This window comes from Mycobacterium sp. IDUB_28, from assembly GCF_055419285.1.
The window spans coordinates 364,915-386,707 of sequence record NZ_JBVAXK010000003.1 but is presented as its reverse complement, the minus strand read 5'-3'; the positions used below and the strand labels follow the sequence as shown (position 1 = coordinate 386,707).

The window sequence follows — 21,793 nt, the reverse complement described above, 5'->3', positions numbered from 1 at the left end:
TCAGCTCTCCGTGCTCTGCGCTTCTGCTGGGGCCGCCGCTTCGGGGGCAACAGCAGTCTCTTCGCCACCGGCCGCACGGCCGGCGTCGGTGCCGGTCGCCGTCGTACCCGAGGCACCGCTGCGGCGCGGACGGGTGCCCGACGGGCGCTCCCGGCGCGGACGCTCCCCGCCCGCGGGGGCGGCGGCGGCCAATTCCCTTTTGCCGCCGACGATGTCGCCCTTATAGATCCACACCTTCACGCCGATCCGGCCGAACGTGGTCTTGGCCTCGTAGAGGCCGTAGTCGATGTCGGCCCGCAACGTGTGCAGCGGCACCCGGCCTTCGCGGTAGAACTCCGAGCGGCTCATCTCCGCACCGCCAAGGCGGCCCGAGCACTGCACCCGGATGCCCTTCACATTGGGCTGCCGCATCGCCGACTGGATGGCCTTGCGCATCGCGCGACGGAACGCCACCCGGTTGCTCAACTGCTCGGCGACGCCCTGGGCCACCAATTGTGCCTGCGACTCAGGGTTTTTCACCTCGAGGATGTTGAGCTGCACCTGCTTTTTGGTCAGCTTTTCCAGGTCGGCGCGGATCCGGTCGGCCTCAGTACCACGCCGGCCGATCACGATGCCCGGCCGGGCGGTGTGGATGTCCACCCGTACCCGGTCGCGGGTGCGCTCGATCTCCACGTCGGCGATGCCGGCGCGCTCCAGGCCGGTCGACAGCAGGCGCCGGATCGCGACGTCCTCCTTGACGTACTCGGCGTACTGCTTGTCGGCGTACCAGCGCGACTTCCAGTCGGTGGTGATGCCCAGGCGGAAGCCGTGCGGATTGATCTTCTGGCCCACTAGTCTGAGCCTCCCTTCGCGTCAGCAGCCTCAGCGGTTTTCGCGGGTGCCTTCTTGGCAGGTGCCTTCTTGGCGGGCGTCTTCTTCGCGGCCGAGGCGGGCCCGGCCTTCGCGGCGGCCTTGCTGCCTTCGGCGCGACGGGTCCGCGACGACTTCGACGACCGCTCGTCGCGGCTGGGCCGGCTTTCCACGATCACCGTGATGTGGCTGGTACGCCGGCGGATCCGGAACGCGCGTCCCTGCGCCCGGGGGCGGATGCGCTTGGCGGTCGGGCCCTCGTCGGCATACACCGTGGCCACCACCAGGGTGGCCGGGTCCAGTCCGTTGTTGTTCTGCGCGTTGGCCGCGGCACTGGCGATCACCTTGGCCACCGGCTCGCTGGCGGCCTGCGGCGCCCAGCGCAGGATGTCGAGCGCGTCGGTCACCGACCGCCCGCGCACCAGGTCGATGACCCGGCGCGCCTTTCGCGGCGACACCCGCACGAACCGCGCCTTGGCGGTCGCCGACGGATATTCGGTAGTGGTGGTACTCATCGCCTCTTGCTCTTCCGGTCGTCCTTGATGTGCCCCTTGAAGGTGCGGGTGGGAGCGAATTCACCGAGCTTGTGGCCCACCATCGATTCGGTGACGAACACCGGGACGTGCTTGCGGCCGTCGTGCACCGCGAAGGTGTGCCCGATGAAGTCGGGAATGATGGTCGAGCGGCGCGACCAGGTCTTGATGACCTGCTTGCTGTTCTTCTCGTTCTGCACGTCGACCTTCTTGAGCAGATGGTCGTCGACGAACGGGCCCTTCTTGAGGCTGCGTGGCATGGTTGGTTACTCCTACCGGCCGTGCTTCTTGCCGGTGCGCCGGCGTCGGACAATGAGCTTGTTGCTTGCTTTGTTCGGGTTGCGGGTACGGCCCTCGGGCTTGCCCCACGGGCTCACCGGGTGCCGACCACCCGAGGTCTTACCCTCACCACCGCCGTGCGGGTGGTCGACCGGGTTCATCACCACACCACGGACGGACGGGCGCTTGCCCTTCCACCGCATCCGACCGGCCTTGCCCCAGTTGATGTTTGCCTGTTCGGCGTTGCCGACCTCACCAACGGTTGCGCGGCAGCGCACGTCGACGCGGCGGATCTCACCACTGGGCATCCGCAGCGAGGCGTAGGTGGCTTCCTTACCGAGCAGCTGGATGCTCGACCCGGCCGAGCGCGCGAGTTTGGCGCCACCGCCGGGGCGCAGCTCCACCGCGTGCACCAGGGTGCCGGCGGGGATGTTGCGCAGCGGCAGGTTGTTGCCGGGCTTGATGTCGGCGTTGGCACCCGACTCGACGATGTCACCCTGCGAAAGACCGTTCGGCGCAATGATGTAACGCTTTTCGCCGTCCAGGAAATGGAGCAGGGCGATGCGGGCGGTGCGGTTCGGGTCGTACTCGATATGCGCGACCTTGGCGTTCACCCCGTCCTTGTCGTTGCGGCGGAAGTCGATCACCCGGTAGGCACGCTTGTGGCCACCGCCCTTGTGGCGGGTGGTGATCCGGCCGTGCGCGTTACGACCACCGCGACCGTGCAACGGGCGAACCAGCGACTTCTCCGGCGTCGTCCGAGTGATCTCGGCGAAGTCGGACACGCTGGCACCGCGGCGACCCGGTGTCGTCGGCTTGTACTTGCGAATTGCCATGTCTGATCAGCTCTCTCTCGCGCGCGGCGCTAGGCCGGTGCTCCGAACAGGTCGATCGGCTTGCTGCCCGGTGCCAGGGTCACGATGGCGCGCTTGGTGCTCTTGCGCTTGCCGTAACCGGTCCGGGTGCGCTTGCGCTTGCCCTGCCGATTCGCGGTGTTCACCGATACGACCTTGACGGCAAAGATCTTCTCGACAGCGATCTTGATCTGCGTCTTGTTCGAGTCGGGGTGCACCACGAAGGTGTACACATTGTCGTCGAGCAGTCCGTAGGACTTCTCCGAGATGACCGGCGCCAAAATGATGTCGCGGGGGTCAGCGATGGTCGCCATCTACGCCGTTACCTCCTCGGAAGTTGCCTTATGACCGGTGTTGGCCGCGATGTAGGCGTTCAACGCCTCGACGCTAAACACCACGTCGTCGGCTCGCAGCACGTCGTAGGTATTGAGTTGGTCCGACGGCAAGATGTGCACACCGGGCAGGTTGCGCACGCTCTTCGCGCCGGCCTCGTCGCTGCGGCCGATGACCACCAGCACCTGCTTGCGGTCGGTCAGCGTGCCCAGAAAAGCCTTGGCGCTCTTGGTGGATGGGGTCTGCCCCGACACCAACTCGGTCACCGCGTGGATGCGCCCGTTGCGCGCCCGGTCCGACAGCGCCCCGCGCAAAGCGGCGGCGATCATCTTCTTGGGCGTGCGCTGGCTGTAGTCGCGCGGCTGGGGACCGTGCACCACGCCACCGCCGGTGAACTGCGGGGCACGGGTCGAACCCTGCCGCGCGCGACCGGTGCCCTTCTGCCGGTAGGGCTTGCGGCCACCACCGCTGACGTCGCCCCGGGTCTTCGTCGCGTGCGTACCCTGCCGTGCCGCCGCCCGTTGGGCGGTCACCACCTGGTGCATCAACGCGATGTTGGCCGGTGCGTCGAACAGCTCGGCCGGCAGCTCGATGGTGCCGTCGGTGTCACCCGCCGGCGTCTTCACGTCGAGTTTGAGCGCCATTACTTCTCACCTCGTTTGATCGCAGTGCGGACCACGACGAGTCCACCGGTGCGGCCGGGAACCGCGCCCTTGATCAACAGCACGCCGTTCTCGGCATCGACCTTGTGCACCACCAGGTTCTGCACGGTGACGCGGTCGCTACCCATCCGCCCGGCCATCCGGGTGCCTTTGAACACCCTTGCCGGAGTGGCACATCCGCCGATCGATCCCGGGCGCCGGTGCACCGCCTGGGCGCCGTGGCTGGCGCCCTGACCACGGAAACCGTGCCGCTTCATGGTGCCCGCGAAGCCCTTGCCCTTGGAGGTGCCGGTCACGTCGACATAGGCGCCGTCAGCGAAGATCTCCGCCGTCAGCTCCTGACCGACCTGATACTCGGCCGCCGCCTCCGGATCGTCGAGCCGCAACTCGGCCAGGTGCCGGCGCGGGTTGACACCCGCCGCGGCGTACTGGCCGGTGACCGGCTTGTTGACCTTGCGCGGACTGATCTCCCCGTAGGCCAACTGCACGGCGCTGTACCCGTCCTGCTCGGGGGTACGGATGCGGGTCACCACGTTCGGACCGGCCTTGACGACCGTCACGGGCACGACTCTGTTGTTCTCATCGAATACCTGCGTCATGCCCAGCTTGGTACCCAGAATGCCTTTTCTCGCCATTGGTCGCCGATCTCCTACTGGATGTTGACGTCGACACTGGCCGGCAGATCGATGCGCATGAGTGCGTCAACGGTCTTCGGCGTCGGGTCGAGGATGTCGATCAACCGTTTGTGTGTGCGCATCTCGAAGTGCTCCCGCGAGTCCTTGTACTTGTGCGGTGAGCGGATGACGCAGTACACATTCTTCTCGGTCGGCAGCGGCACCGGTCCGACGACGCTGGCTCCGGTACGTACGACGGTTTCGACGATCTTGCGCGCCGACGCGTCGATAGCCTCATGGTCGTAGGCCTTGAGCCTGATGCGGATCTTCTGTCCCGCCACGCTTCTCCTACCTCTTCTTCCACCCAGTGCCACCCGACGCGCGAGAACGACGCCCCTCGGGGGCCGCTCTAGCGTTGCGCCGGATACTGCGCCGCTGTTTACCTGTCGTGGTCCAGCCGCTCCCCCGCGCCCGGATGTGTCACCCGCACGCAGCCTTGTAGGCGACCGAAATTGTCGCGCTCCAAGGTTGGGACCGGACGCGCCCTGGTGGGCGCTGGTCGTATGCCCGGCCAGGCGCAAACCTGGCGCTGGGCAACCTGAACAGTATGCCTGAAGATCAGCGCTCGGCCAAATCTTGCGACGTCGTGCCGACCGCGGCCGCAGATTCCTCGCCGGCAACGGCCCTAGCTGGGCTTATAGGGCGGGTCAGGCACCTGCCGATCGGGTATCCGCCGCGTCGGCGCGTGCCTGGGCGCGCTGCACGTGCAGGAAGCCGTCGACGGCCGCCTGCACGGTTTCGCGGTAGTCGAAATCCGGCAGGGTGGATAACCGCCCTATCGCCACCGGACCGATCAGCAGGGCAATCGCGCGGGACCGGTCGACCTCGCCCAGTTCGGCCACCGCCTCGGGGCTGCCGAAGATGACGTCGAACGGTGCCGCGTATTGCTGGGCGATGCGCTCGCGCAAGGTGGCCATCGCGTTCGGCGTGCCGCTGCCGTCGCCGGGCCCGGGCAACTCCTGCAGATCCGATCCCAGCGCCAGCCACGCCGTCGCGGTCAGCACCGCGGGGGCTTCGGCGATCAACTCGGCCTGCGCCAGCAAGAGCGCCACCAGCCGATCCCGCAGCGGGCCGTCTTCGGGCGGTGTCGGCGCGGCAGGGATGAGGCTGCTGAAAGTTGCTGCCAGTAGATCGTTTCCGCTCGGGAAGTGGCGGTACAACGTGGCTCGGGCCACGTTGGCGGCTCGGGTGACCGCGTCGATGGTCACCGCACTGGGACCTCCGGAGCGCAGCAGCGCGGCGGCGGCTTCCAGCAAACGGGCCCTGGACCGCGCCGGGCGAGGATCTGTGTCACTCACCTGCTCGATTGTGATGCACCTCCGGGTTCGAGTACAACATTCGCCGGCTATGGCCGAGACCCTGAAACCTGCCCTCGGCTGTCATCGTCGCGAGTCGGCGGTCCTGGCCGGTCCCCGGGCTCCCGGGCTGCGGTGAGTCCGGAACGCATTCCGCCAAAACGGCACGCGCGACCGGCGCTGCTGGTTACCATCTGTTCGGGGGCAAGGTTCGTCGGCGGGCAGCGGACTCTATCTAGGCCAACTGAGGGAACCGGAATGTCGTATGTGATCGCAGCGCCGCAGTACGTTGCCGCGGCGGCAACGGATTTGGCGAACATCGGATCGGCGATCAGCGATGCCGGCTCGGCAGCCGTGGGTCCCACGACAGGGGTACTGGCGCCCGCGGGCGCCGACGCCGTGTCGGCGCAGATCGCGGCATTGTTCGGGGCGCATGCCGAGGCATTCCAGGCGATCAGCGCCCAGGCGAACCAATTTCACAACCAATTCGTGCAACTCATGAGTATGGGCGCGCAGCAGTACGGACTCAGCGAGGCCGCGAACAACTCCAGCTTCGAGGCTGAGGCGGCAGTGCCCCAGGAGACGCTCGGGCGTGCAGCGCTGAGCCACAGCGCTGCGGTGGCGCCCGCTGCCGCACAAGCGGTGGCCATCAGTGGACCGTTGGGGCCGGGGGGCCCTGCGACAACATCGGCTGTGCCGGTGGGTTCGTCGGGGTCGGCAGTAGCGGCGAGATCGGTGGGGTCGGTGACACGTCAGCCGATCTCGCCGCTACGGACCGTCCCGGACGAAGTGGTGGAAGTGGACGCGCCCGCAGCATCGGCGTTGCCCGCACCGTTGGCGGCCCGGGCGGCGGCGGCCGCGCAACCTGCACCGGTGGCACGTGTGGTGACGTCCGAGGAGCCGGCGGCGAGCCACGGCTGACCGCTTGTCAGGCCACGAATTCGGCCGCGCGGTGAGCCAACATCACGATGGTGGCGTGCGGCCCGCGACTGGGCACCACCGGCAGCACCGAACCATCGATCACCCAGAGATTGTCCAAACCCTTTACCCGACAACGGTTGTCGACGACAGCGTGCGGATCATCATCGATACCCATCGGGATGCTGCCGCACAGATGCTGCGACGTTGACCACACGGCTTGACCGAGATGCGTTGATGTGCAGAGCAATTCGCGTGCCAGCGTCGTGCCGTCCCGCAGTTGCGCCAGGTCGGCCGGCTCGCTGTCGTAACGATGCTCGATCCGGGGCGGGACCGAGGGATCGGCCGACACCACCGTCACGCGGCCGCGCGCCCGTGGCCGCATGAGCGCCACCCCGACGTGCGGCCAGTCGCGGTGACCGGCGCTGCCGTCACCGGTCATGGCCACGAAACCACCTGTGTAAGGACGTATCTCGATACCGTCGGCGGTGCTCAGCACCACCTCCAGCACCGGACGGTCCACCGCCACATCCCAACTCGTCGGCATCACCTGTTCCGGGTGGTCGCTGCATCGCTGTCCGACCGGCAGCGCCTCCCGCACCGCTATACCGGCCGCCCGCAGCACCGACTCGGCACCGATGCCAGACAGCATCAGCAGCTGTGCCGATCGTATTGCCCCGGCGCACAACACGATTCGTTCTGCGCTGAAGGTGACAGGGCCGTCGGGACCGATCGTGTCCACCCCGGTCGCCGACCCGCCGGCAAACCGCAACCGCAGCGCCCGCGTCTGTGCCAGCAGGGTGAGGTTCGGGCGATGCAGTGCGGGTATCAGGAAGGCGGCGCCCGACCCGGTTCGCACCCCGTCGACGATATTGAGCGGCACCGCCCCCACCCCCGCCACCGGGAGCGGTCCGACGTCGTTGAGGTCGGTCAACCAGGGAAACCCGGCGCGCCGGGTGGCGGCGACAAAGGTTTCGGAGGCCCCGGTGAACTCCGCGGTGCGCCGGACCGGGATGGGCCCATTGTCGCCGTGCCCGGGAGTTTGGTAATCCAGGTCGGTCTCGATGGCCCGGAAGTGTTCGAGTACGTCGGGCCACCCCCAGCCGGGTAGGCCGAGGCTGTCGAAGTCGTCGGGGAGCCCGCGGCAGAAGTAGCCGCCGTTGACCGCACCGGAGCCGCCGACGGTCGTCCCCCGCACGATCGGCAGCTGCCGGACCGGGTGGTCGGTGAGGTTGGCCAGGTAGCGCTCGGCCAACGGACTGCCCGTGCCGATGGGCAACTGCAGCCCGTTGCGGGTGCGGGCCAGCAGATCCGGGTCGAGAAGTCCGGGGCCGGCCTCCAATACCCGCACCGTGCAGCGGGAATCCGCGGAAAGGCGTTCGGCGACAACCGAACCGGCGCTTCCGGCGCCCACGACCAAGACGTCGCTGTGCCGGGCGGCTGCGGACAAGGCGGGCGTTACGTCCGAATCTGCGGCTTGAGTGCGCCGATGTTGCGTTCGCGCAGCACGCCGTACCACAGCCCGATGCCGTAGGCCAGATCGTCGACCCGCTTGAGCAGCAGGTAGGTCAGCAGCCCGATCGGCTCGGCGTCGTCGTCGACGGCGTCGCGGCGGCGAAGCCAGTCCGTCACACCGTCGACGACCGCCGCCACCAGCACGACCCGCCGGAAGTGCCGGGACAGGATCGCCGCGAACAGCGCCAGCGGCCAGTAGTGCCGACAGAGCGCCGACGCCAGTTGCAGCGCCGCCGACCACAGGCCCCGGGTGGCGACCACGACCACGTCCCACATCGTGGTCTCGGCGCTGCGCATGACCCGCGCGATGCGCCGGCCCGTCAATACGGCGATGGCCACGGACGCCAGCTGGGCCAGGCCGCTGCCGAGCGACATCAGGATCCAGGCGATCAATGCCCACCCCGAGATGACCACCGGCGCGGTCTTGTCGGGGTGGCGCACCGACAGCGGAGCCGCCGACCCGCCGTAGAAAGCCTTGCGCGCTATCCAGACCCGGAGCTCGGTCCGATGGTCGTGCGCAACCCGCGCGATCGGCTCGTAGCGCAGCCGGGCACCGGCTTCCACCAGGCGCCAGCACAAGTCGACGTCCTCACCGGAGTGCATGGTCTCGTCGAAGCCGCCCACTTCCCGGATCGCCGAGGTCCGGCAGACGATCGCGGCGCTGGGCACGTAGGACACCGTGCTGTGCGGCAGTACCGGCGCCTCACGCAAACCCAGGTCCAGCGACGAATGCACCGCTTCGTAGCGGCTTATCACATTCTCGGTCGGCGTCAGGCCGACGATGCGGGGCGCGACCAGTGCGACAGTCGGGTCACAGAAGTGACCGAGCAGAGCTTCCAGCCAGCCACGGCGCGGTGCCACGTCGGAATCCAGGAACGCGACGAAATCGGTAGAACACGCGGCCAGCCCAGTGTTGCGGGCGGCCGCCGGGCCTCTGCTGCGGACGTGATGCAGCACTTCGACGTCACAGTGGGCACCGGTGAAATCTTCCAGTTCGATCGGGCGGGAGGAACCGTCGTCCACCACGATCACCCGCAGCCCGCGCAACGACGCCACCAGTCGGCGGAGACCGGATACGTTGTCGCGCACCGGGATAACGACCGTGACATCGCGGTGCGACGGGCCCGTGGCCGGGCGCGGGTGGGCCACCGTGGCGTCGAGCAGGGTGCGGGCCAGCTGGGCGCTGAGCTCGTCGCTGACCTTCAGGCGTCCGTCGGAGAGCATGCTCTGGGCGGCCGGCGCCAGCCGCAGCAACCGGGTCGGCGACCCGCCCAGCAGCGCCTTGCCGTCGCCGAGCACCCGCACACGACGATCGACCTGTACCGCAAACCCGTCCGGCAGGCGGGTCTGCGTCATGTGCGCCGCTCCTCGGCATCGCCGCACCTCTGCACCGTCGCCGGCGCCGTCATGTCAGCATCCCGTCGCCCCCAGGCAGCCACCGGGCAATTCGACGCACCCCATCGTCGACCATTTCAGCAAAGATCCTTTTCCCCTCGACCGCCGTGGCAGTTGTCGGATCACCCAGCACGCCGATCTGGCTCACCGCCGCGACCCCGCCGCGGCGCATCGCGGGCAGCAACTCACGCAACGGCGCCTCGTTGCCGGCGAGAATCGCGTCGGTACGCACCTCGTCCGGCGAAATGAGCAGTAACACCGACGTTTCGGTATGCCCGGCATGCGCGTCACCACCGGCTGTCACGCACGGGCACCAACCGACGTCGCGACCTTCGGATCGCAGCACGCTGGTCGCCCGGCCCAGCGCCGGCACATTGCCGCCGTGCCCGTTGACGAAGACCACGCGCCCGGCCCAGCAGGTTGCCGAGCGGCCGAACTCCACCAGCAGGGTGGTCAAGGCCTCGGTGCCGATCGAGATCGTGCCGGCGAAGTCCTGGTGCTCGCCGCTGGCGCCGTAGGCGATCGCGGGCGCCACCAGCCAGTCCACCCGCTCGGCGATCGCACGGGCGACGGCCGTCGCGATCCGGGTGTCGGTATCCAATGGCAGGTGCGGCCCGTGCTGCTCGGTGGATCCGAGCGGGACCATTATTGACGGCGGGGCGGATATCGAGAGTTGCTTCGACGTTGCACTCCCCACCTCGCCGAGCATTGGCACTCGCCGATGGTAGGCCGAATTAACCTGTCGTGCACCAATTGTTGCACTACCTATTCAAATTTTTTTCTGTCCACATTGATCCAGTACGCGAATTCGATGCTCGTTCGCCACGACTGCCCCGCCCGTACCATGTTTGCCGGATTCGTCATTTAAAGCCCTTTCGGCGCAACCACACTTGTGGTAACCGCAGAGCGCTACCCGAATCGGGGGGGCACCGCTCAGCCCACGCCCAACGTCCGGGTGAAGCCGTCCGGAACCAGGATGTCGTCGGCACTGAGGTCGTGCACGGACGAGTGCCCGAGGCCCATCAACGCCGAGTCGATGCCGCCGCGCAGGATGTCGAGGACGTTCTCCACGCCGGGTTGGCCTGCTGCGGCCAGCCCCCACAGGTAAGCCCGCCCGATCATCACCGCGCGGGCGCCCAGCGCCACCGCTTTCACGACGTCGCTGCCGCGGCGGATTCCCCCGTCGAACAGCACTTCGACCTGGTCGCCGACGGCGGCCGCGACAGCGGGCAGGGCACGGATCGACGCGGGTGTGCCATCCAGGTTGTTGCCGCCGTGGTTGGACACCGAGATCGCCGAAACACCGGCGTCGACCGCCCTTTTGGCGTCGTCGACGCGCATCACGCCTTTGAGCATGAACGGTCCGCCCCACAGATCGCGCAGCCAGGCGATGTCTTCCCAGGTCGGCGGCGGCGTCCCCATCCACTCGCCGTAGGCGTTGAAGAACGGCGGGCCGGGCTCGCCGCGGCGGCCCTGGTTGGGCACCCGCAGGTCCGGCGGCCGCAGCGTCTTGCCGAACTTCCACAACCACCGCGGCTTGGTGATCGCCTCCGGCGACATCCGCAGCATGGTCTTGAGGTTCATCGCCTCGGGGATCTTGGGGCTGCCCCAATCCCGGCCGTGGGAGAACGTCCAGTCGGTGGTGACGATCAGGCCGACGGCACCGGCCTGTCGGGCCCGCTCGACGCGCGCGGCGATCGCGTCCCGGTCGCCGAGCCAGTAGATCTGGAAGAAGATCTTCGGGTTCGCCGCCACGACCTCCTCGATCGGCTTGCTGGCGAACGACGACAAACCCATTGCCGTGCCGCGAGCGGCCGCCGCCCGGGCCACGGCCACCTCCCCCTCGGGGTCGACCGCCTGCACGCCGGTGGGGGAAATGAGGACCGGCAGGGAAATGTCCTGGCCCATAACAGTGGTCGCGAGGTCGCGTTTCTCGCTGGCCCCGACGACGTGCGGGGCAAAACCGAGTTCGCTGAACGCCGCGACATTGTCGGCGACAGTGACGCCTTTTTCGCTGGCCGAAATCAAAGACGAATAGACCGATTTCGGTAGCCGCCGCTTGGCACGCTGTTGGGCAATGGCAACAGTTTCAAACCATTGGTCTGCCATGGCTATACGGGACTTTCGTTGCAGATCCGGCTCGGTGGCCGCATCGAGAGCGTGAGCGGCACCGGGGTGCTGATGCGGCGACCGCGGGAGTGATCGACGCGCGGCCGGGGCGTCTCGCGTTCGGTCGCCAGCGCCGGTGCGCTGTAACCCTGGACGCATTCGGGGTCGGGCCCGTCCAGCGGTAGGCCGGTGAAGAATTTGGCGGCCATACAGCCGCCCCGGCAGCTGTCGTAGTGTCCGCAGCTGCCGCAGGCTCCCGCGGACTGCGGCTCGCGCAATTCGCGGAACAGCGGCGCGTTCTTCCAGACATTGTCAAAGCCGCCGTCGGACAGCACGTTGCCGGCCAGGAAGCGGTCGTGGATGGCGAACGGGCAGGCGTAGACGTCCCCGACCGGGTCGATCAGGCACACCACCCGTCCGGCGCCACACATGTTGAGCCCGGCCAACGCACCGGCGGAGCCCAGCGGGGCCAGGTGGAAGAACGAGTCACCGGTGAGCACCCGCTCACCCTTGGCGACCAACCAGTCGTACAGCTGGACCTGCTGCTCGGCGGTGGGGTGCAACTCCTCCCAGACATCGGCGCCGCGACCTGAGGGGCGCAACCGGGTGATCCGCAGCGTGGCGCCGTAACGGCTTGCCAGCGCGGCGAATTCGTCGAGCTGACCGACGTTGTGGCGGGTGACCACCACCGAGATCTTCGCATCCCGGAAGCCGGCGTCGGCCAGGTTCTGCAAGGCACGCACCGCCATGTCGAACGAGCCGGCGCCGCGCACGGCGTCATTGACCTCGGCGGTCGCGCCGTCCAGCGAGATCTGCACATCGACGTAATCGCTGGCGGCCAGCCGCGCAGCCACCTCGGGAGTGATGCGCACACCGTTGGTGGAGAACTTGACCCCGACGTGGTGTGCGGTCGCATAATCCACCAGTTCCCAAAAGTCCGGGCGCACAGTGGGTTCGCCGCCACCGATGTTCACGTAGAACACCTGCATGCGTTCCAGCTCGTCGATGATGTCCTGGCACTGGCGGGTGGACAACTCCCGGGGGTCGCGTTTGCCCGACGATGACAGGCAGTGCACGCACGCCAGGTTGCAGGCGTAGGTCAGCTCCCAGGTCAGACAGATCGGCGCATCCAGTCCGTGCTCGAACTGCTCGATGAGCCGGGGCACCTTGGCCGGTGCGGTCATTCGTCCTCCTGCGGCAGCAACATCGTGGAATCGGCCAACACGCGCAGCGCGTGCAGATACGGGCCCTGGTCGGCGTCGTCGACGCCCGCGGCCTGCAATGCCGAGCGCACGTCGGGATACTCGGCCAGCGACCGCACCACCGTCAGAATGGTGCGGTTTTTCAGGAACGAGAGCTTGCGGGTGCCGAAGTGATACAGCAGCGCGCCAAAGGGTTCCGGCCGAACGGCCACCTGCGGGTGCAGACGCCAGCCGCGGCCGGGGTCGAACGCGGCTGCGTCGAGCTGCCCGGCGTGCGCGGGCACCGCCACGGTCAGTAGACCCCGCACATACCGTCGATGGACACCTCTTCGACCAGCGTCTCGGAGACCAGCTCGGTCTCGTTCTGGTTCTCGTTGTCCATCGTGTCGTCGTTGTTCACAGCGTTCCCTTTCGCGCGGGTCTCGACAATCCTGAGTGGTTCTGGTCACAATATGGCATCGAGTGCCGAAAAGGAAGGGCGGGGGCGATGCTGCACGGGTCACGGGTCGGCCGGCGCCGCTCGACGACTCCGCTGCACATCGCCGACATCGCCATCGACCTGTTCGCCGCCCGCGGTTTCGCCGACGTCAGCGTCGACGACGTCGCGCAGGCGGCCGGAATCTCCCGGCGCACCCTGTTCCGCTACTACGCCTCCAAGAACGCGATCCCCTGGGGAGAATTCGACAGTTACCTGAGCCAACTGCAGGAGCTGCTGGACGACGCAGACCCTGCGGTGCCGCTGCGCGAAGCACTGCGCGCCGCGCTGCTGGCCTTCAACACCTTCGACGAATGCGAAACGGCGCGACACCGCCAACGGATGCGGGTGATCCTGGAAACCGCTGAGCTACAGGCTTATTCGATGACGATGTATGCCGGCTGGCGCGAGGTGATCGCCGGGTTCGTCGCGGCCAGGACGGGGACCAAGACCACCGATCTGCTGCCCCAGACCGTCGCCTGGACGATGCTCGGCGTCGCACTGAGCGCATACCAGTACTGGCTCAGCGACGAGTCATTGGCGTTGCCGGCCGCGTTGGGCAACGCCTTCGACGTCGTCGGCACCGGGCTGGACGGGCTCGGGTGAGCCGCAACGCACACCTGCTGCACACGCTGCGCTCCCAGGGCCGTTTCTGCGCAGCCGCCGGGTCGACCATGTACGGCGAGCTGTCCGAGCGGGTGGCCGCCGACGTGGAGTCCGGCGGCGTATTCGCGACCGTCCTCGCCGGCTACCACGACGCGCCCGCCGGGCACGCGGTGCCGCTACGGCTGCTCGGTGGCCTGCACCGGCTGGTGCTCGACGGACGGGCACCGCAACTGCGGCGCTGGTATCCCAGCGTCGGCGGCACCTGGGATGCCGAAGCCGCGTGGCCGGAGATCCGCCGGGTGGCCGCCTCGAGCGTCGAGGCGTTGCGCGCATCGCTACAGCAGCCGCCGCAGACGAACGAAGTGGGCCGGGCAGCCGCCCTGATCGGGGGTCTGCTCTGTATCAACCACGATTTCGGTTACCCGATAAGGCTTTTCGAGATCGGCGCGAGTGCCGGACTCAATCTGCGGGCGGACCGGTATCACTACCGGTACCCCGGCGGGCGGTGGGGCCCGAACGACTCCCCGGTGCTCATCGACGGGGCGTGGCAGGGCCAGTTGCCGCCCGGGGGCGAGGTGCGCATCGTCGAGCGGTGTGGATACGACATCGCCCCCCTGGACGTCACCGGCACCGATGGGGAACTGACCCTGCTGAGCTACGTGTGGCCCGATCAGGACGCCCGGATGCAACGCCTGCGGGGGGCCATCGCGGTCGCCCGCGAGGTGCCGGTGCAGGTGCAGCGCCGGACGGCAGCAGATGCGGTGCAAGGGCTCACCCTGGCCGACGGGACGCTGACCGTGCTGTGGCATTCGATTACCTGGCAGTACCTGTCCGCCGAGCAGCGGGCTGCGGTGCGCGCCGGCATCGACGAGGTCAGTGGCCGCGCCACCGCCCGATCCCCGTTCGCGCATCTGACCATGGAGCCGGCCCGCGACGGACCCGGTGCGCCGCTGAAGTTCCTGGTGCGCGCGGCCCGGTGGCCGGGCGCGGATAAGCCGGTGCTGGCCGAGTGCCATGCGCACGGCCCGCCGGTGCGCTGGCAGTAGAAATTTCTTCGGACCGGGCGTCGGATTTCGGGCCGTCAACGCGACGATAGGGGTGTGAGCGCCCAACCAGACCGCCACGGCGACGCGGCCCGTGCGCTGTTGGCGCTCTGCGACACGGCACTGCCGGTGGTGTACGGCTACCTCGTGCGCCGCTGCCGCGATCGGGGCACCGCCGAGGACCTCACCTCGGAGACCTTTCTGGCCGCGATGGACGCGGCCCGCAAGCCGGACCCGCCCCCGATCGCGGTGCCGTGGTTGCTCGGAGTCGCGCGACACAAGCTGGCCGACCACTACCGGCGCCGAGCCGATCCCGAGCCGGTGGCCGAACCACCGGTGGATGCCGTCGACGAGTGGGACGCCGAACTCGATCGGCTGGTCGCCGAGAGTGTGTTGACCCGGTTGAGCGATTCGCACCGCACCGTGCTGGTGCTGCGCTACATGGACGACTGCAGCGTGGGCGAATGTGCCGCACTGATCGGGCGCACCGTGCATGCGACCGAGGCACTGCTGGTCCGCGCGAAAAGAGCGTTCAGAAAAGAGTATCCGGAAGGAGGCACGTCATGAGTCGGCCCGACCCGTTGCGCGTGCTGCACACCGTTGACCTTCCGGTGCAACCCGATCCGGCCTTCGCCGCGCAGTTGCGCCGGCGGCTGGCGGCCACCTTGGCACTACCCGCAGAAAGGATCGACATGACCAGTACCACCAATCCGCAGGGGACCGAGGTAGTTCCGCGGCCCGCGGCGCTGCCCTACCTGTGCGTGGCCAACGCCCGCAGTGCGCTGTCCTGGTACACCGACGCCTTCGGTGCTGTGCTCGCCGGTGAGCCGATTGTCATGCCGGACGGCCGAATTGGGCACGCGGAGATCGCACTGGCCGGTGGCGTGCTCTACCTGGCCGACGAATATCCCGAGCTGGGCTTGAGAGCTCCTGAGCCAGAAGCGGTTTCAGTGAGCCTGATGCTCCAGGTGGCCGACACCGATGCGGCGCTTCGGCGGGCGCGTCAACACGGCGCCGAAGTGGTACGCGAGATCGGTGAAAGTCATGGGTCGCGCAACGCGACCATCGTCGACCCGTTCGGCCACCGCTGGATGCTGACCGGACCTGTCGGCGCTGTGATTCAGCCGGGCGACCTCGGATCCATCTCGATGCGGGTGCCCGACGCAGATCGCGCAGCCGCGTTCTACGGTCACGTCCTGGGCTGGAGTTACGACCCCGGGACGCATCGGGTGACCAACACCGATCTGCCGACCGGCATCCACGCCGCCGCGGGGCGGCCGACCCTGATCTGCTGCTACGCGGTTGCCGACCTGACGACCGCCAGCGCAGCGATCACCGCAGCCGGTGGCACACCCGGCGAACTACGTCAGACCGAGCGCGGCACCCTCCTCGATGCGACGGATTCGCAGGGCGCGGCCTTTGCCGTCCTGGAAGCGACACCGGGACGGAAACGCCCGGAGCTCAACGGGTCCGGGCCCGGGGAGCTGTCGTATGTCACCTACGAGACGGCCGATTCCGCTGCGTTCCGCGACTTCTACGGTCAGGTGCTGGGGTGGACTTTCGCACCGGGCCGGATTGCCGACGGGTGGCAGGTGCTGGACGCCCACCCGATGTCGGGTGCCGCGGGCGGCAGCACGCAGCCGGGTGTCGTACCGATGTGGACCGTCGCCGACATCGAGGCTGCGGTGGCGCGGGTCCGCGCGGCCGGCGGCACCGTGCTGGCCGAACCGTCGCAACAGCCCTACGGGCTGTCTGCCGAATGCGCCGACGACCAGGGCGCGCGGTTTTACCTGGGGCAGTTCTAGCCGAGCATCTCGGCGATGGGCGTGGCGTTGGCGATCTTGGCGCGGACCTTCATCACCTTGCCGGGCAGGCCGCCTCCGACCACCCCGACGAACACCCCGTCGCGCTCGTAGTACGCCAGGAACTTGCGCCCGTCGTCCTCGATGAGGTGCACGATGTCGGTGGCCTCGGGTTCCCCCAGGCACTGGATCTTGACGTCGTACTGGTCGCTCCAGAAATACGGGACGACGACGTTGGACGGCACCTCGGCCCCCAGCATGGCGGGCACCACCACCCGGGCCTGGTCGGCAACGTTGCTCCAATGTTCCACGCGCGCTTGGTGTCCCGTCGCATCCTTCCAGGAAGCAACGTCGCCGAGTGCCCAGACGTGCGGCGCGCTGGTGCGTCCGGCCTCGTCGCAGACGACGCCGTTGGCGACGTCGATGCCGCTGTCGGCCAGCCAGTCGGTGGCCGGCAGTGATCCGATGCCGACGACCACCAGGTCGGCACTGATCTCGGCGCCGTCGGTGAGCACCACCGTGTCGACGTGACCCGCGCCGCGGACCTCGGCCACTCCGAGTCCGGTGCGCACGTCGACGCCCTCGGCGCGGTGCAACCGGGTGACCAACGCACCGATCTGCTCGCCGAGCACCGATGCCAGCGGTGTCGGCTGCGGTTCGACCAGGACCACGTCCACGCCGAGGCCGCGGAGGCTGGCCGCCACTTCGCAGCCGATGAACCCGGCACCGATGACCACCGCTTTTTTCGATGCTGCCGCATGGGTGCGCAGCGCCATGCTCTCGTCGAAGGACCGCAGCACCCGGACGCCCTCGAGATCAGGAAAGCTCGGGATGCGGCGCGGCACCAAGCCGGTTGCGATGACCAACTCGTCGTAACCCAGCTCGCTGCCGTCGGCCAGGCTCACCGTCTGAGCGGTGGTGTCCAGACCGGTGGCCGCCGCACCCAGTCGCAGCGTGATGTTCTTGTCGTCGTACCACTCGCGCGGCTTGAGGGCGACGTCGTCAACCTCGCTGCGCAGCACTTCCTTGGACAGCGGCGGCCGGTCGTAGGGCAGGTGCACTTCGTCACTGACGATGGTGACAGGGCCGTCGTACGCTGCCCGGCGCAATTGCTCGGCGGTCCGGGCGGCGGCAAGCCCACCCCCGACGATCACGATTCCGTTGTTGGTCACGTGGAGTTCATAGCACGATGGCCGGTCAGTACTTTAGGGCACCCTTATCCACAGGTATCTGCGTGCCCGACAACGTGCCCGAGCCAGCGCCCGCCAACCACACCACCACATCGGATACTTCGTCGGGGCTCATAAACCCCTTGTACTGCATCGGCATTGGCGGGAAGGCGTGTACGAACCGGGGATGCCTGGCAAACACCTCCATCATGGCCTCCGGCTCGATCATCGGGGTGTCGACCGAATACGGGTGGATGGAGTTGACGCGAATTCCGAACTCGCCGAGTTCGATCGCCAGCGTATTGGTGAGCGCGGTGAGCCCGTATTTACTGGCCGCGTAATGCCCGTTGCCCGGCGTGGCCTTGATACCTGCTGCGGAGCTGACCACCACGATGGCACCACCGTTGCCGGCTTCGATCATCGCGGGGATGGTGGCCCGCAGGGTGCGCCAGGTGCCGGTCAGATTGACCCCGATCACGGTGTCCCACTGCTCGTCGGTGAGCTCCCACACCCGGCCCCAGCCCAGCACGCCGGCGTTGGCGACCACGACGTCGAGCCGGCCGAACTGTTCCACGCCGTCGGACACCAACTTTCGCAGCGCTGCGTCGTCGCGGACGTCGACCTCCCGCGCCAGCACCTTGCGACCCTCGGCCTCGACGGCACGGACGGTCTCGGCCAGGTCCTCCGGCGTGGACGGGGGGTAGGTCAGATGGTCCGAGACCCAGGCGCAGATGTCGGAGGCGATGATGTCGGCGCCCTCCCGGGCCAGCCGCACCGCGTGCGACCGACCCTGGGCGCGCGCGGCGCCGGTAATGAAAGCGACCTGTCCTTGCAGTGATCCAGCCACGTGTCGTCCTTTCGCCGCTGTCAGGCTAGCAGCGAAACTGAAACGTGTTCTAGTGCGTCCCGCAGATCAGATTTCGGCGATGATCTGAGCCCGGCGAGTGGCGTATTCGTGGTCGTTCAGCACACCGTCGGCCCGCAGCGACTCCAGCTCCTGCAGCCGGTCGGCGATCGAGGCCTGCGGAACCACGAACTCCGCGGCCGGCGCCGCCTGCTGACCGGCTGCCCGACGCACCACGGCCAGGACCTGCTGGCGCAGCGCCGGATGGGACCGGATATCCACCATGCGGTTGAACGGGAGGTTGTTGGCCTTGAGGATCTGCAGGATCTCCAGCAGCGGGCCGGCCTGTCCGCTGAGGTCGTAGGTCCGGTTGTCTTCCTCGACGGTGAACTGGGCGGGCAGCTGGCCGGTGACCAATGCGCTTCGCTCCCAATCGATGTGGTATTCGTTCGAGCCGGGATCGACCAACACCACGCAGTTACGGGAAGTCAGTATGCCCAGCCGGCCGACGCTGGCTCGCACCCGGTCCTCGCTCTCGAACGGCGCGATGCCGGGCCCCGAGATGTGCAGGCGCACCTTGACCACCGGTTGGTCGTTGATCGAGGTCCCGGTTTCGGTGAGGCCGATGATCTGTGCCAGCGCCAGCACCCCGTGCTGCTCCAGGAACTCCGACCTGGCCTGCGCGTTTGCCCCGTAGTAGGTCAGCGCTATCGCGATCAGCACATCGGCGATCGTGATGAGCAGGCCGACGTAGAACATCCAGGACATCCACTGGCCCAGCCCGGCGGCAAAGTAGACGACCAGGAAGATCGGCCCCACCAGACCACCGCACAACAGCACCAGCAGTTGCATCTTGATATACCGCGCCAGCATGTGACCGCCCTTTGAGACGCCGGAAAGTTGCTGCCACAGTAACGCCCGCGGTCCGGCTACCGATCACAAGAAGAATCTGTTACCGCCCGGCGAATTGACACCGGTGGTGATCCCTGGCCCACCGTTGCCGCCGTCGACGCCAAGCAGGAACCCGCGGTGACCGCCCGCTCCGCCGACGCCACCCAGGGCACCGAATTCCAAATATCCCAAGCTCGATCCGCCTGATCCACCGGGGCCACCTGTTCCGCCGTCGCCGAATATCCAGGCCGACCCACCCGCGCCGCCGGCGCCACCAGCGGAGGCATATATGCCTGTGAAGGCACCGAATTGGTACTGCGCACTGGCCCCGGTGCCACCCCGTCCGCCGGCACCGCCGTCGCCGTACAACAGACCACCACGCCCACCGGCTCCTCCGTTCGTACCGGCGCTATACCCGGTGCCGTCCGGCCGGAAGGCGCCGTTGTATCCGGCACCACCGGCACCGCCGTTGCCGAGCAGGCCCGCCGAGCCGCCTCGTCCGCCGGCCATTCCGATGGCATTGCTTGCGCCGCCGGCGCCACCGTTGCCCCACAGGATCCCGCCGTCCTCGCCGGCCAGTCCGGGTGCCCCTGCTCGCCCGTCACCGATCAGCGGGCGGCCCAGCAGCAGTCGGGTGGGGGTGTTGATCGCGTCGAGCAGTTGCTGTTGCACGTTGGCAGCTTCGGCCGCGGCGTACTGCGCAGCGCCACCGTTGAGCAGTTCGACGAACTGGTCATGAAAGAGCGCCGCCTGTTCGCTCACCACCTGATAGGCCTGCGCATGCGCATTGAACAACGACGCGACCGCGGCCGACACCTCGTCGGCTCCAGCGGACAGCACCGCCTGGGTCGGCAGTGCGGTGGCGGCGTTCGCAGCACCGAGGGTAACGCCGATCCTGGCCAGATCCGCCGCGGCGGCGGACACACAACCGGTTGTGGCAGTAACGAACGACATCCGACCCTCCTGACTCGGACCCGGTGTGAGCTGAGCCTACGGACGGGCGCTGCCATGCGCTTGCGTAGTCGACTACCCCAAAAAGGCGGCAGACGCAAACGCCCCCGAAAACCTTCGCTTTCGGGGGCATTTGCGTCTGGCGGCCGGGCGTGGCCCGGGCAACGCTGTCAGAAATTACTTGATGATGTTGGTGACCCGGCCGGCGCCGACGGTGCGGCCACCTTCCCGGATCGCGAACCGCAGGCCCTCGTCCATGGCGACGGGCTGGATCAGCTTCACCGAGATGTTGGTGTTGTCACCGGGCATCACCATTTCGGTGCCCTCCGGCAGCGTCACCACACCGGTCACGTCGGTGGTGCGGAAGTAGAACTGCGGACGGTAGTTGTTGAAGAACGGCGTGTGCCGGCCGCCCTCGTCCTTGGACAGGATGTAGACCTGGCCCTCGAACTCGGTGTGCGGCGTGGTGGTGCCGGGCTTGATGACGACCTGGCCGCGCTCGACGTCTTCACGCTTGACACCACGCAGCAGCAGACCGACGTTGTCACCGGCCTGGCCCTGGTCGAGCAGCTTGCGGAACATCTCCACACCGGTGACCGTGGTCTTGGTGCTGGTCGGCTTGATGCCGACGATCTCGACTTCCTCGTTCACGTTGACCACACCGCGCTCCACACGACCGGTGACCACGGTGCCGCGGCCGGTGATGGTGAAGACGTCCTCGACGGGCATCAGGAACGGCTTGTCGGTGTCGCGGACCGGGTCCGGGATGGACTCGTCGACCGCGTCCATCAGCTGCTCGACGGACTCGACCCACTTCGCGTCGCCCTCGAGCGCCTTGAGCGCCGAAACCCGCACGACCGGAGCCTCCTCGTCGAACTCCTGGGCGGCCAGCAACTCGCGGACCTCCAGCTCGACGAGCTCGAGCAGCTCCTCGTCGTCCACCGCGTCGGACTTGTTCAGGGCGACCAGGATGTAGGGCACACCCACCTGGCGGGCGAGCAGCACGTGCTCACGGGTCTGCGGCATCGGGCCGTCGGTCGCCGCGACCACCAGGATTGCGCCGTCCATCTGGGCGGCACCGGTGATCATGTTCTTGATGTAGTCGGCGTGGCCGGGGGCGTCGACGTGCGCGTAGTGACGCTTCTCGGTCTGGTACTCGACGTGCGCGATGTTGATCGTGATACCGCGCTGACGCTCCTCGGGGGCGTTGTCGATCTGGTCGAACGCCTTCGACTCGTTCAGGTCGGGGTACTTGTCGTGCAGGACCTTGGTGATAGCCGCGGTCAGGGTGGTCTTGCCGTGGTCAACGTGACCGATGGTCCCGATGTTGACGTGCGGCTTGGTCCGCTGGAACTTCGCCTTCGCCACTTCTGTGTCCTCCTGGACTGTTGGTG

25 protein-coding genes and 2 pseudogenes are annotated in these 21,793 nt (G+C 67.9%); 6 read left to right on the top strand and 21 right to left on the bottom strand.

Annotation, left to right across the window (positions count from 1 at the left end):
* Genes rpsC through rpsJ form a run of 8 tightly spaced genes read right to left on the bottom strand, consistent with a single transcriptional unit; the run spans window position 1 to window position 4,465 of the window.
* Complete coding sequence (gene rpsC / locus ACZYZ9_RS08620; protein WP_463825812.1) at window positions 1-831, bottom strand: 30S ribosomal protein S3; 831 nt, start codon at window positions 829-831, stop codon at window positions 1-3.
* Entirely contained in the window at window positions 831-1,364 is a 534-nt protein-coding gene (rplV, locus tag ACZYZ9_RS08615; RefSeq protein ID WP_463825810.1) for a 50S ribosomal protein L22, read from the bottom strand. Before rplV ends, rpsC begins: the two co-directional genes overlap by 1 nt.
* Window positions 1,361-1,642, bottom strand: coding sequence for a 30S ribosomal protein S19 (rpsS, locus tag ACZYZ9_RS08610; protein ID WP_085258074.1), 282 nt, complete (start codon window positions 1,640-1,642; stop codon window positions 1,361-1,363). The genes rplV and rpsS overlap by 4 nt, the downstream gene beginning before the upstream one ends.
* A 12-nt stretch (window positions 1,643-1,654) precedes the next feature.
* Entirely contained in the window at window positions 1,655-2,497 is an 843-nt protein-coding gene (gene rplB, locus ACZYZ9_RS08605) for a 50S ribosomal protein L2 (protein ID WP_065159153.1), read from the bottom strand.
* Between the two features lie 29 nt (window positions 2,498-2,526).
* Window positions 2,527-2,829: a 50S ribosomal protein L23 gene (gene rplW, locus ACZYZ9_RS08600; RefSeq protein WP_463825809.1), complete on the bottom strand. Its 303-nt coding sequence runs from the start codon at window positions 2,827-2,829 to the stop codon at window positions 2,527-2,529.
* Window positions 2,830-3,492 carry a 50S ribosomal protein L4 gene (gene rplD / locus ACZYZ9_RS08595; RefSeq protein WP_463825808.1) on the bottom strand — a complete coding sequence of 221 codons (663 nt, stop codon included), beginning with the start codon at window positions 3,490-3,492 and terminating at the stop codon, window positions 2,830-2,832.
* Complete coding sequence (gene rplC, locus ACZYZ9_RS08590) at window positions 3,492-4,145, bottom strand: 50S ribosomal protein L3 (protein ID WP_463825807.1); 654 nt, start codon at window positions 4,143-4,145, stop codon at window positions 3,492-3,494. Before rplC ends, rplD begins: the two co-directional genes overlap by 1 nt.
* Before the next feature lie 14 nt (window positions 4,146-4,159).
* The gene (rpsJ, locus tag ACZYZ9_RS08585) at window positions 4,160-4,465 is read right to left on the bottom strand and encodes a 30S ribosomal protein S10 (protein WP_003873519.1); all 306 of its coding nucleotides are present in this window, start codon (window positions 4,463-4,465) and stop codon (window positions 4,160-4,162) included.
* 107 nt (window positions 4,466-4,572) lie between these two features.
* On the opposite strand from rpsJ, the pseudogene ACZYZ9_RS08580 reads away from it, so the two are divergent.
* A pseudogene (locus ACZYZ9_RS08580) lies at window positions 4,573-4,761 on the top strand (hypothetical protein); the annotation flags it as partial.
* A 70-nt stretch (window positions 4,762-4,831) separates the two neighbouring features.
* On the opposite strand, the gene ACZYZ9_RS08575 reads toward ACZYZ9_RS08580, so the two are convergent.
* Window positions 4,832-5,437: a TetR/AcrR family transcriptional regulator gene (locus ACZYZ9_RS08575; RefSeq protein WP_463825986.1), complete on the bottom strand. Its 606-nt coding sequence runs from the start codon at window positions 5,435-5,437 to the stop codon at window positions 4,832-4,834.
* A gap of 300 nt (window positions 5,438-5,737) precedes the next feature.
* Between ACZYZ9_RS08575 and ACZYZ9_RS08570 the strand changes: the two genes are divergently transcribed.
* Window positions 5,738-6,400 (top strand): PE family protein, encoded by a 663-nt coding sequence (locus tag ACZYZ9_RS08570; RefSeq protein WP_463825805.1) that lies wholly within the window; start codon window positions 5,738-5,740, stop codon window positions 6,398-6,400.
* 7 nt (window positions 6,401-6,407) lie between these two features.
* Here the strand turns inward: ACZYZ9_RS08570 and mftG are convergent, their stop codons facing one another.
* The 7 genes from mftG to mftA all read right to left on the bottom strand — a co-directional run bounded on the left by mftG (window position 6,408) and on the right by mftA (window position 13,018).
* Window positions 6,408-7,847 (bottom strand): mycofactocin dehydrogenase MftG, encoded by a 1,440-nt coding sequence (gene mftG / locus ACZYZ9_RS08565; RefSeq protein ID WP_463825804.1) that lies wholly within the window; start codon window positions 7,845-7,847, stop codon window positions 6,408-6,410.
* A gap of 8 nt (window positions 7,848-7,855) precedes the next feature.
* Window positions 7,856-9,268 carry a mycofactocin biosynthesis glycosyltransferase MftF gene (gene mftF / locus ACZYZ9_RS08560; RefSeq protein WP_463825803.1) on the bottom strand — a complete coding sequence of 471 codons (1,413 nt, stop codon included), beginning with the start codon at window positions 9,266-9,268 and terminating at the stop codon, window positions 7,856-7,858.
* Window positions 9,269-9,317: 49 nt separating this feature from the next.
* A complete protein-coding gene (gene mftE / locus ACZYZ9_RS08555) occupies window positions 9,318-10,016 on the bottom strand; it encodes a mycofactocin biosynthesis peptidyl-dipeptidase MftE (protein ID WP_463825985.1) in 699 nt (232 codons plus the stop codon).
* Between the two features lie 224 nt (window positions 10,017-10,240).
* Window positions 10,241-11,416 carry a pre-mycofactocin synthase MftD gene (gene mftD, locus ACZYZ9_RS08550; RefSeq protein WP_463825802.1) on the bottom strand — a complete coding sequence of 392 codons (1,176 nt, stop codon included), beginning with the start codon at window positions 11,414-11,416 and terminating at the stop codon, window positions 10,241-10,243.
* 2 nt (window positions 11,417-11,418) lie between these two features.
* Window positions 11,419-12,600 (bottom strand): mycofactocin radical SAM maturase, encoded by a 1,182-nt coding sequence (mftC, locus tag ACZYZ9_RS08545; protein WP_463825801.1) that lies wholly within the window; start codon window positions 12,598-12,600, stop codon window positions 11,419-11,421.
* Entirely contained in the window at window positions 12,597-12,926 is a 330-nt protein-coding gene (gene mftB / locus ACZYZ9_RS08540) for a mycofactocin biosynthesis chaperone MftB (RefSeq protein ID WP_463825800.1), read from the bottom strand. Before mftB ends, mftC begins: the two co-directional genes overlap by 4 nt.
* Window positions 12,911-13,018: a mycofactocin precursor MftA gene (gene mftA / locus ACZYZ9_RS08535; protein ID WP_463825799.1), complete on the bottom strand. Its 108-nt coding sequence runs from the start codon at window positions 13,016-13,018 to the stop codon at window positions 12,911-12,913. The genes mftB and mftA overlap by 16 nt, the downstream gene beginning before the upstream one ends.
* 87 nt (window positions 13,019-13,105) lie before the next feature.
* Between mftA and mftR the strand changes: the two genes are divergently transcribed.
* Genes mftR through ACZYZ9_RS08515 form a run of 4 tightly spaced genes read left to right on the top strand, consistent with a single transcriptional unit; the run spans window position 13,106 to window position 16,547 of the window.
* Window positions 13,106-13,699, top strand: coding sequence for a mycofactocin system transcriptional regulator (mftR, locus tag ACZYZ9_RS08530; RefSeq protein ID WP_463825798.1), 594 nt, complete (start codon window positions 13,106-13,108; stop codon window positions 13,697-13,699).
* On the top strand, window positions 13,696-14,745 hold the full coding sequence (locus ACZYZ9_RS08525; RefSeq protein WP_463825797.1) for a DUF2332 domain-containing protein: 1,050 nt from the start codon (window positions 13,696-13,698) through the stop codon (window positions 14,743-14,745). Before mftR ends, ACZYZ9_RS08525 begins: the two co-directional genes overlap by 4 nt.
* A gap of 54 nt (window positions 14,746-14,799) precedes the next feature.
* Window positions 14,800-15,309, top strand: a complete 510-nt coding sequence (locus tag ACZYZ9_RS08520) for an RNA polymerase sigma factor (protein WP_463825796.1) — start codon at window positions 14,800-14,802, stop codon at window positions 15,307-15,309.
* Window positions 15,306-16,547: a VOC family protein gene (locus ACZYZ9_RS08515; protein ID WP_463825795.1), complete on the top strand. Its 1,242-nt coding sequence runs from the start codon at window positions 15,306-15,308 to the stop codon at window positions 16,545-16,547. Before ACZYZ9_RS08520 ends, ACZYZ9_RS08515 begins: the two co-directional genes overlap by 4 nt.
* Here the strand turns inward: ACZYZ9_RS08515 and ACZYZ9_RS08510 are convergent.
* The 5 genes and pseudogenes from ACZYZ9_RS08510 to tuf form a co-directional block, all read right to left on the bottom strand.
* Window positions 16,544-17,716, bottom strand: coding sequence for an NAD(P)/FAD-dependent oxidoreductase (locus tag ACZYZ9_RS08510; protein WP_463825793.1), 1,173 nt, complete (start codon window positions 17,714-17,716; stop codon window positions 16,544-16,546). The two genes, ACZYZ9_RS08515 and ACZYZ9_RS08510, sit on opposite strands and share 4 nt — an antisense overlap.
* A gap of 25 nt (window positions 17,717-17,741) precedes the next feature.
* Complete coding sequence (locus tag ACZYZ9_RS08505; protein ID WP_463825792.1) at window positions 17,742-18,560, bottom strand: mycofactocin-coupled SDR family oxidoreductase; 819 nt, start codon at window positions 18,558-18,560, stop codon at window positions 17,742-17,744.
* Between the two features lie 66 nt (window positions 18,561-18,626).
* Complete coding sequence (locus tag ACZYZ9_RS08500) at window positions 18,627-19,430, bottom strand: SHOCT domain-containing protein (protein WP_463825791.1); 804 nt, start codon at window positions 19,428-19,430, stop codon at window positions 18,627-18,629.
* Window positions 19,431-19,541: 111 nt separating this feature from the next.
* Window positions 19,542-20,402, bottom strand: a pseudogene (locus ACZYZ9_RS08495) (PE family protein); the annotation flags it as partial.
* A 174-nt stretch (window positions 20,403-20,576) separates the two neighbouring features.
* Window positions 20,577-21,767 (bottom strand): elongation factor Tu, encoded by a 1,191-nt coding sequence (gene tuf, locus ACZYZ9_RS08490; RefSeq protein WP_463825790.1) that lies wholly within the window; start codon window positions 21,765-21,767, stop codon window positions 20,577-20,579.
* Between the last annotated feature and the right edge of the window lie 26 nt (window positions 21,768-21,793).